This window comes from Plantactinospora sp. DSM 117369, assembly GCF_053764795.1.
This window is the reverse complement of record NZ_CM132446.1, coordinates 8,516,038-8,530,829: the sequence shown is the minus strand read 5'-3', so window position 1 is coordinate 8,530,829 and position 14,792 is coordinate 8,516,038. Positions and strand designations below refer to the sequence as shown.

Below are 14,792 nucleotides of genomic sequence, written 5' to 3'. Positions count from 1 at the left end.
CGGGTCCGGGACCTCCCCGCCCCGCCGGTGGCCCGGGTCAGCTCCCGTGCCAGTCCAGGCAGACCACCACGGCGTCGTCCGCCAGGTCGCTGCCGACGAACGCCCGCAGGTCGCCGAGGAGCGACCGTACCGCCTCCAGCGGCGCCATCGACCTGGTCCGCCGGACGGACCGGTAGAGCGCGGTGTCGCCGTACCGGGCGGTGCGGGAGCTGGCGTCGAGGACGCCGTCGCTGACCACGAAGAGCCGGTCGCCGGGCGCCAACCGGAAACTCTGCGACTGGTAGATGGTGCCGTCGAACATGCCGAGCGGAAACTGGTCGTCCAGCGGCTGCTCCAGCACCTCGCCCTCGCGCAGCACGAGCAGCCGGGGCGAGCCGGCGTCCACCGCCGTCACCACCCCGGTGCGCAGGTCCAGCTCCAGCAGCAGCGCGGAGAGGTGCTGGATGCCCTGGTGGTAGGCGTAGATCGCCTGGTCGGCCAGGGCCGCCTGGTCGGCGAGTTCGAGACCGGCCCGCCGGGCGTTGCGCAGTGCGTTGGTGCCGAGGCAGGTGAGCATGGCGGCGGTGACCCCCTCGCCCATCCCGTTCATCGTGGAGAGCCAGAGCCGCTGGCCGTCGTCGGCCCAGTCGAAGCTGTCGCCGCGCACCGCGTACGCCGGTTCGAGCTGGCCGGCCAGGCTGAACGAGGGACGGATCCGGCTCCGGCCGGGGAGCAGCTCCCACTGCATCTCGGCGGCCAGGGTCAGCCGGCGGGTCCGGGCGCCGATCGCGTACTTGTCGGTGCCGGGCCGTACCGTGACCAGCTCGTGCGCCAGCGCCGTGGCCGCCTGTGCCAACTCGTCGTGCCGGTCCGGGTCCTCCGGGTCCGCCGGGTCCTCCGGCGCCGGGATGAGCCGGAGTACGCCGAGCCGCTCGCCGCGCATCGTGACCGGGAGATACAGCATCCCGTCCTGGAGCACCTCGGTCTGGTGGTCGAAGCACCGCCACGCCGGGGTGCCGGCCCCGACCACCGGATCGCCGCCGTGCAGCGGCACCAGGGCGGCCAGCCGGTAGTCGACCTGGAGCAGTTCGGTCTCCGCCGTCCCGTACACCCTGGTCAGCTCCGTGCCGAGCCGCTCGACGACGAGATCCGCCGGAGCCTCGGCCAGGGTGCGGCGGATGTCGACCAGGCGGACTGTCATCCCCGGCCCGCCGCTCGGGAGGCCGTACCGGCGTACCGTTCCCGGCGGTCCGGATGGGCTGTGCGGGCACGCACCGGTGCGGTCAGCGGTGTGACGGCGGTAGGGTCAGGATCACCATGGCTGAATCCGGCGGTCCTGGCGGACCGGATCCGACCCTCGCCACCGCGGTGGACACCGCCGCGGCGGCGCTGCTGTCGGTCTGGGACGCCGCCCGGGAACGGACGAGCGGGCGGCTGTCCAGCTCTCAGTTGCGGGCCCTGATGGTGGTCGAGCAGTTCGACGGGATCAACCTTCGGGGACTGGCCGGGATCCTCGGCATGCTGCTCTCCTCGGCGAGCCGGCTCTGCGACCGGCTCGTCGCGGCCGGGCTGCTCGAACGCGAGCCGGGTCGGGCGGATCGCCGGGAGATCTCGCTGCATCTCACCACGGTCGGTCAGAAGCTGCTCGTGGAGATCCGCGCCGACCGCCGGGAGCGGCTGGCCGAGACGCTCGCCGGGATGAGTCCCGCGGGCCGGCAGGCGCTGCTGCGGGGGCTCATCGAATTCGACCGGGCGTTCCGGGCCAACGTCGAGCCGACCGAACGGTCGGCCTGAGCCGGCTGTCGGCCGCCCGTCGGCGCGGTCCGGGCGCCGGGCGGCGGCAGAGCCCGCAGCCCGTCCGCCGGGTCGTCGAGGTGTGCGCATCGGCGCTGGCACTCCTGTCGGCACAGAGGGGACCTGTTCAACCGCTGCTGCGGGCCGTGCCGGCCGCAGCCGGAACTCGGGCGCATGCGCCGCGCTGTTCGGGTTGGCGAGGGTCCAATGGTTGATGATCGGAATAGTTGTCTGGGGGCAACAATAGCGACCGGGCCCTCGGCCGCGTCGCCGCGGTCGCCCCGGTTGCCGTGGCCGATCCCATGGTGCCCGTCGGGAGCCGGCTCGGCGGGGCGGAACCGGTAACGAGTGCCCCGGTCGGGCGGGTGTCCGGGCGGTTCCCGCGCGGCTACCGGCCGGCCCTGCCGAGCCACCGGGCGGGCTGCTCCAGCACGGTGCGGACGACCGAGCCGGCGGCGCCGAGCGCGGCCGCGTCCCCGCCGAGCAGGGCGGCCCGGACGGTCACCGGTGACCAGGCGGCGGTCAGTACCCGCTGGCGGATCTCGGCCTCCACCGTCGGGGCCAGCCAGCGGGCCAGCGGCGCGTAGACGCCGCCGAGCACCACCGTGTCCACGTCCAGCAGGTTGATCACCCCGGCGACGGCGACCCCGAGTGCGGTCGCCGCCTCGACCAGTGCCCGGTTGGCGGTCGGATCCTCCCGGGTGGCCGCCTCGACCAGCCGGGCGACTGCCGCGCCCGGAGTCGGGATCGCCGGTCGACCCCGATTCGGATCGGTACCGGCGGTGGCCGGGCCGGTGTCGACGGCGGGTGGGTCGGCCAGGCGGGCGGCGGTCAGGATGGCTTCCTGGCCGGCGTACTGCTCCAGGCAGCCGCGACCGCCGCACCGGCAGGGCCGGCCCTCCGGGTGTACGGGCACGTGGCCGAGTTCGCCGCTCCAGCCCCGGGCACCCCGGAACAGGGTGCCGTGCAGCACGATCCCGGCGCCGATGCCGACCTCGCCGGAGATGTAGATGAAGTTGCCGCAGTCGGGCGGGCCGGCGTGCAGTTCGCCGAGCGCGGCGAGGTTGGCCTCGTTGTCCACCCCCAACCCGCGCCCGCCGAGCACCGGGTGCCCGCCGAGCAGCGCCGGCACGTCCACGTCCCGCCAGCCGAGGTTCGGCGCGAGCCGCACCAGCCCGGTGGCGGTGACCAGGCCGGGCACCGCGAGCGCCGTACCGGCCAGGGCCAGGTCCTGCCGGTCCGCCTCGGCTCCCGCCTCGGTGATCAGCTCGCCGACCAGTGCCAGGGCCTCGGCGGGGGGCACCAGCCGGAGGTCGACCTGGCGTACCGCGCGGTGCCGTACCGTCCCGGCGAGGTCGACCAGGACGGCGGCCAGGTAGTCGACGTTGATCTCCAGGCCGAGGCCGGCCGGACCGTGGCCGGCGAGCGTGAGGCCGACGGCGGGCCGGCCGGCGCCGGACCGGGGCATCGGGGCGACCTCGGTGAGCAGCCGTCCGGTGATCAGGTCGTCGACCAGTGCGGAGACGGTGGCCCGGGTCAGGCCGGTGGCGGTGGCCAGGTCGGCCCGGGACGGCGGGCGCTCGGCGGTGGCGATGTGCCGCAGCACCAGGGCCAGGTTGTGCTCGCGCAGGCTCGCCTGGCGGACGGCGGTTACCGCCGCGCCGACCGGCACCGCCGCGGGTTGCGCCACGGTATTGACAATGCCATACCGCGGTCAAATAATTCAACCGATAAACAAATCGGCCGGGTTGCCGGGGCGTCAACCGGGGATTTCGGCCCAGTCTCTCTCCTCAACGTCGAGTCGGTTCCCCTGGAGGTCAGCCATGGCAGCCCAACCAACCCCTGCCGACAAGTTCTCCTTCGGCCTCTGGACGGTGGGCTGGACCGCCCGGGATCCGTTCGGGGAGGCCACCCGGGAGGCCCTGGACCCGGTCGAGGCGGTCAACCGGCTCGCCGAGCTGGGCGCGTACGGGATCACCTTCCACGACGACGACCTGATCCCGTTCGGCTCCGACGACGCCACCCGGGAGCAGCACATCTCCCGGTTCCGCAAGGCGCTGGCGGAGACCGGTCTGGTGGTGCCGATGGTCACCACCAACCTCTTCGCCCACCCGGTCTTCAAGGACGGCGGCTTCACCAGCAACGACCGGGACGTACGCCGGTTCGCGCTGCGCAAGGTGCTGCGCAACATCGACCTCGCCGCCGAGCTGGGTGCGCACACCTTCGTGATGTGGGGCGGCCGGGAAGGCTCGGAGTACGACGCCGCCAAGGACATCCGGGCGGCGCTGGACCGCTACCGCGAGGCGGTCAACCTGCTCGCCCAGTACGTCATCGACCGGGGCTACGGGCTGAAGTTCGCGATCGAGCCGAAGCCGAACGAGCCGCGCGGCGACATCCTGCTGCCGACGGTCGGGCACGCGCTCGCCTTCATCAACGAGCTGGAGCACCCGGAGCTGGTCGGGTTGAACCCCGAGGTCGGGCACGAGCAGATGGCCGGGCTCAACTACATGCACGGGATCGCGCAGGCACTCTGGGCCGGCAAGCTGTTCCACCTGGACCTGAACGGGCAGCGGGGGATCAAGTACGACCAGGACCTGGTCTTCGGCCACGGTGACCTGCTGAACGCGTTCGCGCTGGTGGACCTGCTGGAGAACGGCGGGCCGCAGGGCGGGCCGGCCTACACCGGGCCCCGGCACTTCGACTACAAGCCGTCGCGTACCGAGGACTACGCCGGGGTGTGGGCGTCGGCGGCGGCGAACATGCGGACGTACCTGCTGCTCAAGGAGCGGGCGGCGGCGTTCCGGGCCGACCCGGAGGTGCAGGAGGCACTGGCCGCCAGCAAGGTGGCGGAGCTGTCGACGCCGACGTTGAACCCGGGTGAGACGTACTCGGATCTGTTGGCGGACCGGAGCGCGTTCGAGGACTTCGACGTCGATGCGGTGGCGGCGCGGGGGTTCGGGTTCGTGCGGTTGAACCAGCTTGCGGTGGAGCATCTGCTCGGGGCGCGCTGAGTCTGCCTGTCCCTGTTCGCGGGGTGGGGGGTTGGGGGCCGGATCGCCCGCTCTGGGCGGTCAGGCTTGATCCCGGCGCGGCGATCCAGCCCCCAACCCCTGACCTGGTCCGGGTGCGCGACCACGCTCGCGCTCCGATGTGGGTACGACCAACCATTGGTGCTGACTTGCGACAACCGTCCGTGAAGCCCAGAAGGAGGGCGTGAGATGGCGCTCGTTGCCGGGGTCGACTCGTCGACCCAGTCGTGCAAGGTGGTGATCCGGGACGGCGAGACCGGCGCCCTGGTCCGCAGTGGCCGGGCGGCGCATCCGGACGGGACCGAGGTCGATCCCCGGGCCTGGTGGGACGCGTTGCAGTCGGCGATCGCCGAGGCCGGAGGGCTCGACGACGTGGCGGCGGTGGCCGTCGCCGGGCAGCAGCACGGGATGGTCTGCCTCGACGAGGCGGGCGAGGTCGTCCGGCCCGCGCTGCTCTGGAACGACACCCGGTCGGCGGGGGCGGCGGACGAACTGGTCGAGGAGTTGGGCGGCGGCGAGACCGGGCGGCGGGCCTGGGCAGAGGCGGTCGGCAGCGTACCGGTGGCGAGCTTCACCGTCACCAAGCTGCGCTGGCTGGCCCGGCACGAGCCGGAGAACGCGGCGCGGGTGGCCGCGGTCTGCCTGCCGCACGACTGGTTGACCTGGCGGCTGGGTGGCGCGGCCGGGCTGGGAGCGCTGCGTACCGACCGGGGGGACGCGAGCGGGACCGGATACTGGTCACCGGCGACCGGTGGATACCGGCCGGACCTGCTGGAGCGGGCGTTCGGGCGGGCGGTGGCGGTGCCGACGGTGTTGGGGCCGGCGGAGGTGGCCGGGCGGTTGCCGGGTGGCGCGCCCCTGGGGCCGGGGACCGGCGACAACGCGGCCGCCGCGCTGGGGGTCGGCGCGGTCGCCGGGGACGTGGTCGTCTCGATCGGTACCTCGGGGACGGTGTTCAGCGTCGCGGACACTCCGGCGGCGGACTCGTCGGGTGCGGTGGCCGGGTTCGCGGACGCGACCGGGCGGTTCCTGCCGCTGGTCTGCACCCTGAACGCGGCCCGGGTGCTGGACGCGGCGGCGGCGATGCTCGGGGTCGGCCTGGACGAGCTGGCCAAACTGGCGTTGAGCACGCCGGCCGGTGCCGACGGGCTGGTGATGGTGCCCTACCTGGAGGGCGAGCGGACGCCGAACCGGCCGCTGGCGACGGGTGCGGTGCACGGGCTGACCCTGCGGACGTCGACGCCGGGGCATCTGGCCCGGGCCGCCGTGGAGGGCATGCTCTGCGCACTGGCGGACGGGCTGGACGCGCTGCTCGCCGAGGGCGCGACGGCGAACCGGATCATCCTGGTCGGTGGCGGGGCCCGCTCCGAGGCGGTACGCCGGATCGCGCCGGAGGTCTTCGGGTGCCCGGTGCTGGTGCCGGAGCCGGGGGAGTACGTCGCCGACGGGGCGGCCCGGCAGGCCGCCTGGGTCGTCCAGGGTGGGGCGGAGCCGCCCGCCTGGTCGGCCGGCGAGTCCCAGGAGTACGTGGGCAACGCCGTCCCGCGCATCCGTGAGCAGTACGCCCGCGCCCGTGATTCGGTCCTGGATCGGCCGGTGGACTAGGGATCTCCGCGCGGCAGCTCTTCGTTTCGTCGATACACGGCTGCATAGGCATCCAAAGTTGCCTATGGAGCCGTGTATCGACGTTTGACACACTGCCTGTGGCCGGAGTTCCGGCCGGATCTGTGTGCGAGCGCGAGAGGACTGTCGATGGAGGCGCCGGCGGCCGGCGAACTGCGGGAGGAGTCGGGGGAGCGGGCGGAGCCCGGGGAGCCGGCCGACGAACCTCGGGTGCGCCCGGGGCGGGCGGAGCCGGCTGCGGTGCCGGGACGGTCCGGTGGTCGGGTCACGGCGGTGCTGGAGTGGGCGCTGATCGGTGCCGGCATGCTGCTGTTGGCGGTCCATCCCCGGCCGCCGATGATGGGGGACGGGCTGGTCCGGTACCAGGCGTTGCTCCAGTTGTTGGAGCAGCGGCAGCTGCCGGAGACGGCGTACTCGTTGATCGGCCCGCTGTTCGCGGCTCCGCTGTGGATGGTCGGCCGGTGGTACGGCGACCCGGAGCCCGTGCTGGCGCAATACAATCTGCTGCTCTTCGGGTTCGGGCTGGTGGCGCTCCATCTGCTGCTGCGCGACCGGATGGACCGCCGGCTGCTCCGGCGGTTCCTGCTGGTGCTGGTCGCCGGGAGCATGGCCGCCGCGCACGTCCAGGACTTCTACGGCGAGATGTTCACGGCGACGACGGTCGGGGTCGGGCTGCTCGCCGCGACACTGCCCGGGACGGGCCGGCCGACCCGGCTCGCCGGCTGGGCCGCCGTGGTGCTCGGGGTCGCCAATACGCCCGCGTCGGTGGTGGCGCTCGGTCTCGTCGTCGGGGTGCTCTGCTTCCGGGAGCGGCGGTTGCGCTACCTGCTGGTGCTGCTGGCGGCCGGGACGCTGGTCGCCGGTGAGGCATGGCTGCGCCTCGGTGACCCGCTGCACCGGGCGTACGCGAACAACGGCGGCGGGCAGACCGTGATGCCGTACTCGGGCGAGCCGGGCTTCTCCTATCCGCTGCTGCTCGGGGTGGTGGCGATCCTCTTCTCGTTCGGCAAGGGTTTGCTCTGGTTCACGCCGGGGCTGTTCCTGCCGGCCCGGCGGTGGTTGGCGGAGCGGGCCGGCCGGGGTGTGGCCGGAGTCTGGCTGTTGTGGCTGGTCTTCGTGGCCGGCCTGGTGCTGGTGTACGCCTCCTGGTGGGCCTGGTACGGCGGCCTGTACTGGGGGCCGAGGTTCTTCCTGCTCGCCATCCTGCCGGCCAGCCTGGTGCTCGCCGTACGGCTGGGAGCGGCGGAGGCGGGGCCCTGGGCCAACCTCGCCACCCTGGCCGCCGTACTGCTCTCGGTCTGGGGTGCCGCCAACAGCTTGCTGTACGCCCAGCTCTGGCCGTGGACCTGTTACGACAACAACTACTACCTGGAGTCGCTCTGCCACTTCACGCCGGAGTTCAGTCCGCTGTGGTACCCGCTGGTGGAGCGCCCGGCCCTGACCGGGATGCAGCGGGTCGCGCTCGCCGGTTACGCCGTGGTGCTGCTCTGGCTGGTCGCGCCGGTGCTCGGCCGGCTCGCCCGGCAGGCGGCTGCGGCGATCCGGAGCGACCGGCGGGTGTGGTCGCCGCGCGACTGGCGCTGGTAGCCCGGGCGGCTCCGCAGGGTGCGCCGTCCGGTCCGGCGGCGGGCCGCCGGTGCTCGGGCGGAGCGGGTCGGTCGGTGCGGGAGCGCTAACAACAGACACGGTGGGTAGTCGGATCGCGGCGAGGTGTGTAGCTTCCTTACGGGCTGGTGAAACTGTCCGAGGAGGCCGCTCATGGAGGAGACCGAACGCGTCCGGCGCGCGGCGGTGTGCCGGGACGCATTCGAGTTGTTGCTGACCGGGGAGCCGGAGTCGGCCGCCGCGCAGCTCAAGGGACTCACGGAGGCGGCACCCGGCGCGCCGTACCGGACCGAGGCGGCGTTTCTCCTCGCGTTGGCGAAGGCGGTGCCGTACACGCACCGGCAGTTGGCCGACGGCGTGGACGCGCTGCGGATCGCCGCCGAAGGGGACCACCCGATCTACAGCCCGGCGGCGAAGCTGCTGCTCGCCGGGCATGCCACCCGGATCGAGGACTACGAGTTGGCGAACCGGTTCTGGAACCAGCTCGCCGGGCCGTACCGGCTGGGGTACAGCGCGGTGGCGTGGTTCCACATCGCCCTCAACCACGAACGGGCCGGCGAGCCCGACCGGGCCCGGGACGCCATGGCCAAGGCGCGATCCACCAGCGATCCGCAGTACGCCCCGAAGGCGATGAGCTGGATGATCACCTACTACAACAACCGGGGCCGGCACGACCGGGTGGAGGCGCTGGCCGAGATCGCGTTCGACTTTCCGGACGATCCACTGGGGCTGGACCGGTACATGCAGCGGAACCAGCACGTGGTGATCGGCCGGCAGAAGCTGCTCGACCTCGCCGAGCCGGCCGGGGTGCTGGCCGGTGCCCAGATGCTCGCCCAGGCCAACGGCATCGAACACGACCCGCTGCCGGTCGCGCTCGCAAACGACCTCCAGTTTCAGCCCACCCCGATGGCCGGCGTCGACCTGCCGTGGTTCGAGCCGTACCTGCGGCACCAGCCCGGCACCGAGGCGCTCTACACCGCGGCGCACCAGGCGCTCGCGTACGCCGACTACGTCTGCACCCAGGCCGCCATCCAGTACCTTGAGCGGAACAACGGGCCGGCGAACACGTTCCGCAACATGGTGCAGTACCCCACCAGGTTTCCGTGGGGGCCGGTGATGCACGAGAGCATCCGGCAGCGCCTGCTCAACGTGCTGCACGCGCCCGACCACTTCATCCCGACCGACTGGGCGACCGTGCACGACCGGGACTGACCGGGCCCCGGTCGACGGGGTACCCGCGGGGGCGGCGATCTGGAATTCTCGCTGTCGTGCGGAGGGCATCGTGGCGGTGGAACCCGGCCGAACGGCGGGTGTGGTCGGCGTTCCACCGGGGAGTCGAGGTCGACCTGCGCGGCACGACGCACCCGGTCCGGGCGGAGCTGCTGGTGGAGCTGCTCACCGGCGGCGGTGACCGGGCCGGGCTGCGGTTGCGGTCGGCCCGGATCGTCGGCCGGGTCGACCTGCGGCACGCCGAGATCACCGTTCCGGTCTCGATCGGCGGGTGCACCTTCACCCACGTACCGGAGCTGACCGAGGCCCGGGCGGTCAACCTGGTCCTCACCGACTGCACCCTGCCGGGACTCCGGGCCCGCCTGCTCGACCTGCGCGGCGACCTGGCGTTGCTGCACTGTGTCGTCACCGGCCCGGTCGACCTGCGGGACGCCCAGGTCGGTGGCACCGTCACCCTGAACGGCTCGCGGTTGGCCGATCGGGCCGAGCCGACCGGCGATCCGGTCTTCCCGCCGATCGACCCCGGCACGGCGCTCGCGGCCGGCCGGCTGAGCGTGACCGGCAACCTGCACGCCCGGCAGGGGTTCGTCGCCGAGGGTCAGGTCTGGCTCGGTGGAGCCAAGGTTGGCGGCAACCTCGATCTCGACGGCGCCACCCTGCGGCATCCGGCCGGGGCGGCGCTGAGTGCGGACCGGCTGACCGTGGCCGGCAGCCTCACCGCCCGGTACGGCTTCACCGCCGAGGGCGACGTACTGCTGATCCACGCCCAGATCGGCAACCAGCTCAACTTCCACAACGGAGCGCTCCGTGGGGCGGGGATGTTCGCCCTGCATCTCGGTGGCGCCCGGGCCGGCAGCGTCTGGCTGACCTTTGCCGAGCGGCCGACCGGACGGGTCCGGCTCTCCGGTCTACAGGCCGACTCGATCTTCGACGATCCGCGGACCTGGCCGGCGGAACTCGACCTGATCGGCTGCACCTACCGGCTGCTGATCGCCCGCGCACCGTCCCCGCCGCACCTGCCGTCGCCGCCGGTGCCGGTCAGCGTCCGGCAGCGGCTGGACTGGCTGCGGCGCAGTCCCGAGGGCTACACCCCGCAGCCGTACGAGCAACTCGCCGAGCAGTACCGGCGGGGCGGGCAGGAGGCGGAGGCCCGTCGGGTGCTGCTGGAGCGGCAGCGGCAACGCCGGGCCACCCTGCGGGCGCCGGGGCGACTCTTCGGCTATCTGGTCGACGGCCTGGTCGGGTACGGCTACCGCACCTGGCTGGCCGGCATCTGGCTCGTCGCCTTCTGGGCACTGGGGACGCTCAGCTTCGCCCTGGACCCGTCGGTGCCCCGCAACCCGGCCGAGGCGCCGGAGCGGAACGCCACGCTCCAGGCACTTGACCTGCTGCTGCCGATCGTCAACCTGGGGCACGACAACGCCTGGAAACCGGCCGGCGGCACCGAGTACGTCGCCGCGCTGCTGGTCCTGGCCGGCTGGGTGCTCAGCACGGCGGTCGTCGCCGGGCTGACCCGTACGCTCAACCGCTGAGCCGGTGCGGCCGATGGGGGCGAAGATCGTTTTACCGGGCGGAAATCGATCCGTACCGTAGCGTCAACATCAGAACCGTGTGCTTCCGAGATCCCCCTCACGCCCGGGTGTCCGTGGGCCGCCGGGCGTGGCCTCATGGAAGGGCGTGCAGGTGCATCAATCCGATGTGCATCAACCCGCTGTGCCGATCCGGCCGCGATCCGCGTTCCGGCTCGTCGTACTCGCCACCGTCCTGGTCAGCATCGCCGCACTGGTCGCCACCGCGCTCGGCGTACCGTCCGAGGCGACCGGGCGGCACCGGCCGTTCCCGCTCGACCTGGAGCGGGCCGGTATCCCGCAGCTCCGCGAGGCGCTGGCCGCCCGGCGGATCACCTCCGAGGAACTCGTCCAGGCATACCTGGAGCGGATCCGGACGCTGAACACCAACGGCCCGGGCCTGAACGCCGTCCGGGTGGTCGCCCGGGACGCGGTCGCGCAGGCGAAGCGGGCCGACCAGGAGCGCCGCAAGGGCCGGGCGAAGGGACCGATGCACGGCATCCCGGTGCTGATCAAGGACAACATCGACCTGTCGGGGCTGCCCACCACCGCCGGTGCGATGGCCCTGGCGACGTCGTACCCGGCGAAGGACGCCTTCCTGGTCACCCGGCTGAAGGCGGCCGGGGCGATCATCCTGGGTAAGACCAACCTGACCGAGTTCGCCAACTTCACCACCAACGGGATGCCGTCCGGCTACAGCGGACTCGGCGGCCAGGTGCTCAACCCGTACGACGTCAGCCAGACCCCGAGCGGGTCCAGTTCGGGTTCCGGCTCGGCCGCGGCGGCGGCGCTGGCCACCGTCACCATCGGCACCGAGACCTCCGGCTCGATCCTCAGCCCGTCGGCGGCGAACTCGCTGGTCGGGGTGAAGCCGACGGTGGGTCTGGTCAGCCGGACCGGGGTGGTGCCGATCGCCGCCAGCCAGGACACCGCCGGGCCGATGACCCGGACCGTCTACGACGCCGCCGCGCTGCTCAGCGCGCTGACCGGGATCGACCCGGAGGACCCGGTCACCGGGACCAGCTCGGGCGTGGTCGGCACCGACTACACCCGGACGCTCTCGACAACCGCGTTGCAGGGCAAGCGGATCGGGGTCGCCAGCAGCCCGACCGGCAACCAGGGGGTGCTGTTCACCGAGGCGCTGGACGTGCTGCGGGCCCGGGGCGCCAGGGTCGTGCCGGTCACGGTCAACACCGGCGGCCTGCCGCCGAGCATCCTGAGCTACGAGTTCAAGCGGGACCTGAACGCCTACCTGGCCCGGCTGCCCCGCAGCGCGCCGATGGACACCCTCGACGACGTGGTGAAGTGGAACCTGGCGCACGTCGACGAGGGCACGATCAAGTTCGGCCAGACCCAGCTCGTCACCTCGAACGAGATCGACCTGACCGATCCAGCGGCGAAGGCGGCGTACGAGACAAACCGGGACACCGGCATCGCAGGGGCGCGGGAGCGGATCGACTCGGTGCTCGCCGCCGAGAACCTGGACGCGATCGTCTTCGTCGGCAGCGGGTCGGCCGGGATCGGCGCCCGGGCCCAGTACCCGTCGGTCGCGGTCCCGATCGGGTACGACCCGGCGAACGGTCGCCCAGTCGGGATGTCCTTCCTGGGTACCGCCTACACCGAGGCCCGACTGCTGGCCCTGGCGTACGACTACGAGCAGGCGTCGCTGACGTGGCGCCCGCCCTCGCAGGTCAACCCGTCGCTGTTCCGCTGCGCCGACTTCGCCGACCGCGACCCGAGCTGCGCGCCTTGACGGCCTCTCCGGTTGAATGGGCAGGGCGTGTGGGCTGGTGCCAAGCGCGGATCTGACCAGAGATGACGAAGCCCCCGGCCCGGATGTTCCCCGGGCCGGGGGCTGTTCGTCGTTCTGGGCCGGCTGCGGCCGGCATCGGTTGGCCGGTTCGTCGGTACCCTCGGTGGAGTTCGTCGGTACTCCCGGCGGCGGTCAGGCGTGCGTCTTCGCCAGGCTGACGAACGCCCGCCAGGCGGCCGGACCGAAGGTCAGCGTTCCGCCGTCCCGGTCCTTGGTGTCCCGGACCAGCACCCGGACGGGAAGGTTGTCGGCCACCTCGACGCAGTTGCCAGATGACCCGTTGGATCGGGTACTTTTCCGCCAAACTGGTTCATCGCTCATTGATAATTCTCAACATCATGTCTCGGGTCTGGTCGGCGGTCAGCGCCAGCTCGTTCACTGCCTCCCAGACTAGTTCCAGCTCAAGCACGTCACCAGGAGTGGTTGCCACCCTCCCTTGTAGCAGGTCATCGAGGTAGCCGACCCGCCGCCCGTCGGGCATCGTGGCGAGCGCGAGCGGTCCTCCCAGCCCGGCATGGATGCCAGCCGCGTCGGGTACAACCCGGATGCGAACGGTGGGCCGGTGACTGACGTCCACCAGATGCCCCAGTTGAGCCTTGAGGATCTCGGCCGGCCCACGGTGCAACGCGGATTCCTCAACCATCACCACCAACTCAACCGGCGACCTGCGATCGAGTACGGTCGCCTGACGATTGCGACGGGTTGCAACGACCTCATCAAGCCGGCCGATGTTGGATGGCACGGCGGCGAACACCAGCCGCATATATTCCCCGGTCTGGAGGACGCCGGGAATCAGCGTCGGTTCCCACGCGCGCAACAGAACCGCGGCGCTCATGCTCAACCCACGGGCGTAGGTCTTCCTGTGCCGTCTTTGCCAGCCCTTGAATTTCGCTGCCGGTGCCGAACACTTCGTCAAGGCGCTGCGCCGTGCCTTCCTGCGGTATCAGCTTCCCCGACTCGAAGGACTGAACAGTCGACTTTGCCACGCCGATTGCGGCGGCCAGCCTGTCTTGAGACAGCTTCCGCTGCGTGCGCAGCTCCCGGATGCGGGCCGGAAGCGATGGCGGATGGTCATTCATGGTTATCACCCCGGGTGGTCGGCAGGTACGCCGCCACCACCAGGCGGCCACCGTGTTCATCTTCCGATACCGCATCGTCACAGTCCAGGGTGGAGAGCAGACGGAAAAGCCATTACAGCGCCCCGCTTCAACATGCCGGAGGGCGTGGGCCGCAAGATCCGCCCCGATGGTGGGTCGTCTTTCCGTCAACGGGCGGTTGCTCGTAGCGGACACGAGCGCCGCCCCTGCCCTGTTGTTTACCGGAACGGGAGGGCAGAAGAATGAGACTGGTACGAGGGACCAGAATTCGCCATCGTCGGGTCTGGTGGCGCCTCTGGCGGTACTGCTGGTGCGGACACCGATGGATCTGCCCCGACTCGGATCCCTGCGTGTGCTCCTACTACCCCCGGCGGGGTAGTAGGAGCACACGATCGGCGGGTGCCGACACCGCACCCGCCGAGAGTGCGTCCCTGGCGGGTGCCGAGTTCGCCGGGCGGTCCGGGCTGCCACGGTGGACGCCAGGATCGCCAGGGAAGAACGGGCCGGGCACGGGGAAGCGTCGCCACCCCCTCTACCGCCGGAACAGCCACAGCGCCCGTGGGTCGATTTCCCCGACTCCCGCAACGCGGGCCGGTACGACGGGTGGAACGGGCCGACCCGGGCACACCTGGCCAACGGCCGGGCGGGCGGCCTGACTCCGGCACAGCAGCACCGAGCCCGGCACGCCGAGCGGGTGTAGCCCGTGATCGGGCCGTGGGTGCGATGGGAACGGCACATCGCTCGACGGCGGGTGCGTGCGCGCCAGGCGGCCGGGCAGCACGTCCCCACGGACACCTACGCCTGCCGAGAATGCGAACACGACTGGCCCTGCGCGCCAGCCCGCCTGTCACTGCTGATCGGGTTCGACGGTGACCGAGTGGGGTTGATGATGTACCTCGCCGCGCACCTCGCCCGCGCCCTGGAGGCGCTGCCCGACCGGCATCCCGCGCTGATTGTCGGGCAGATCATCTACTGGGTGCCCCGACGCCGTTAGCGCCGGCTCGGCACCCGCCGAAACGTCGGCACCCGCCGAAACGTCGGTACCGGCCTCCGC

At 72.1% G+C, this 14,792-nt stretch carries 13 protein-coding genes; 8 read left to right on the top strand and 5 right to left on the bottom strand.

What is annotated here, in order from left to right; translation table 11 throughout:
• Positions 1 to 37: 37 nt before the first annotated feature.
• A complete protein-coding gene (locus ACSMXO_RS36485; RefSeq protein ID WP_455415508.1) occupies positions 38 to 1,180 on the bottom strand; it encodes a PP2C family protein-serine/threonine phosphatase in 1,143 nt (380 codons plus the stop codon).
• Between the two features lie 116 nt (positions 1,181 to 1,296).
• Between ACSMXO_RS36485 and ACSMXO_RS36480 the strand changes: the two genes are divergently transcribed.
• On the top strand, positions 1,297 to 1,773 hold the full coding sequence (locus tag ACSMXO_RS36480) for a MarR family winged helix-turn-helix transcriptional regulator (RefSeq protein ID WP_346260528.1): 477 nt from the start codon (positions 1,297 to 1,299) through the stop codon (positions 1,771 to 1,773).
• A 388-nt stretch (positions 1,774 to 2,161) separates the two neighbouring features.
• On the opposite strand, the gene ACSMXO_RS36475 is transcribed toward ACSMXO_RS36480, so the two are convergent.
• On the bottom strand, positions 2,162 to 3,463 hold the full coding sequence (locus tag ACSMXO_RS36475; RefSeq protein ID WP_455415507.1) for an ROK family protein: 1,302 nt from the start codon (positions 3,461 to 3,463) through the stop codon (positions 2,162 to 2,164).
• 133 nt (positions 3,464 to 3,596) lie between these two features.
• On the opposite strand from ACSMXO_RS36475, the gene xylA reads away from it, so the two are divergent.
• The 6 genes from xylA to ACSMXO_RS36445 all read left to right on the top strand — a co-directional run bounded on the left by xylA (position 3,597) and on the right by ACSMXO_RS36445 (position 12,581).
• Positions 3,597 to 4,784, top strand: coding sequence for a xylose isomerase (gene xylA / locus ACSMXO_RS36470; protein WP_346260526.1), 1,188 nt, complete (start codon positions 3,597 to 3,599; stop codon positions 4,782 to 4,784).
• A 207-nt stretch (positions 4,785 to 4,991) separates the two neighbouring features.
• Positions 4,992 to 6,407, top strand: coding sequence for a xylulokinase (gene xylB / locus ACSMXO_RS36465; protein WP_455415506.1), 1,416 nt, complete (start codon positions 4,992 to 4,994; stop codon positions 6,405 to 6,407).
• A 147-nt stretch (positions 6,408 to 6,554) separates the two neighbouring features.
• Positions 6,555 to 8,012 carry a hypothetical protein gene (locus tag ACSMXO_RS36460; RefSeq protein WP_455415505.1) on the top strand — a complete coding sequence of 486 codons (1,458 nt, stop codon included), beginning with the start codon at positions 6,555 to 6,557 and terminating at the stop codon, positions 8,010 to 8,012.
• A gap of 171 nt (positions 8,013 to 8,183) precedes the next feature.
• Entirely contained in the window at positions 8,184 to 9,242 is a 1,059-nt protein-coding gene (locus ACSMXO_RS36455) for a hypothetical protein (protein ID WP_455415504.1), read from the top strand.
• Between the two features lie 56 nt (positions 9,243 to 9,298).
• The gene (locus ACSMXO_RS36450; protein WP_455415503.1) at positions 9,299 to 10,792 is read left to right on the top strand and encodes a hypothetical protein; all 1,494 of its coding nucleotides are present in this window, start codon (positions 9,299 to 9,301) and stop codon (positions 10,790 to 10,792) included.
• A gap of 181 nt (positions 10,793 to 10,973) precedes the next feature.
• Complete coding sequence (locus ACSMXO_RS36445; RefSeq protein WP_455415502.1) at positions 10,974 to 12,581, top strand: amidase family protein; 1,608 nt, start codon at positions 10,974 to 10,976, stop codon at positions 12,579 to 12,581.
• Between the two features lie 192 nt (positions 12,582 to 12,773).
• Here ACSMXO_RS36445 and ACSMXO_RS36440 read toward each other — a convergent pair whose 3' ends face one another.
• The 3 genes from ACSMXO_RS36440 to ACSMXO_RS36430 are packed head-to-tail and all read right to left on the bottom strand — an operon-like array spanning position 12,774 to position 13,720.
• Positions 12,774 to 12,962: a DUF397 domain-containing protein gene (locus ACSMXO_RS36440; RefSeq protein ID WP_455415501.1), complete on the bottom strand. Its 189-nt coding sequence runs from the start codon at positions 12,960 to 12,962 to the stop codon at positions 12,774 to 12,776.
• Positions 12,952 to 13,476, bottom strand: a complete 525-nt coding sequence (locus ACSMXO_RS36435; RefSeq protein WP_455415500.1) for a DUF5753 domain-containing protein — start codon at positions 13,474 to 13,476, stop codon at positions 12,952 to 12,954. The genes ACSMXO_RS36440 and ACSMXO_RS36435 overlap by 11 nt, the downstream gene beginning before the upstream one ends.
• Entirely contained in the window at positions 13,358 to 13,720 is a 363-nt protein-coding gene (locus tag ACSMXO_RS36430; protein ID WP_455415499.1) for a helix-turn-helix transcriptional regulator, read from the bottom strand. The genes ACSMXO_RS36435 and ACSMXO_RS36430 overlap by 119 nt, the downstream gene beginning before the upstream one ends.
• A gap of 490 nt (positions 13,721 to 14,210) precedes the next feature.
• Here ACSMXO_RS36430 and ACSMXO_RS36425 point away from each other — a divergent pair, with 490 nt between their 5' ends.
• The gene (locus ACSMXO_RS36425; RefSeq protein ID WP_455415498.1) at positions 14,211 to 14,438 is read left to right on the top strand and encodes a hypothetical protein; all 228 of its coding nucleotides are present in this window, start codon (positions 14,211 to 14,213) and stop codon (positions 14,436 to 14,438) included.
• Positions 14,439 to 14,792: the final 354 nt, after the last annotated feature.

Bases quoted from the DNA above. Each gene is read 5' to 3' on its own strand.
- ACSMXO_RS36460 (WP_455415505.1), top strand. From the start codon at position 6,555: ATGGAGGCGCCGGCGGCCGGCGAACTGCGGGAGGAGTCGGGGGAGCGG.
- ACSMXO_RS36430 (WP_455415499.1), bottom strand. From the start codon at position 13,720: ATGAATGACCATCCGCCATCGCTTCCGGCCCGCATCCGGGAGCTGCGC.
- xylB (WP_455415506.1), top strand. From the start codon at position 4,992: ATGGCGCTCGTTGCCGGGGTCGACTCGTCGACCCAGTCGTGCAAGGTG.
- ACSMXO_RS36455 (WP_455415504.1), top strand. From the start codon at position 8,184: ATGGAGGAGACCGAACGCGTCCGGCGCGCGGCGGTGTGCCGGGACGCA.
- ACSMXO_RS36480 (WP_346260528.1), top strand. From the start codon at position 1,297: ATGGCTGAATCCGGCGGTCCTGGCGGACCGGATCCGACCCTCGCCACC.
- ACSMXO_RS36485 (WP_455415508.1), bottom strand. From the start codon at position 1,180: ATGACAGTCCGCCTGGTCGACATCCGCCGCACCCTGGCCGAGGCTCCG.
- xylA (WP_346260526.1), top strand. From the start codon at position 3,597: ATGGCAGCCCAACCAACCCCTGCCGACAAGTTCTCCTTCGGCCTCTGG.
- ACSMXO_RS36435 (WP_455415500.1), bottom strand. From the start codon at position 13,476: ATGAGCGCCGCGGTTCTGTTGCGCGCGTGGGAACCGACGCTGATTCCC.
- ACSMXO_RS36440 (WP_455415501.1), bottom strand. From the start codon at position 12,962: ATGAGCGATGAACCAGTTTGGCGGAAAAGTACCCGATCCAACGGGTCA.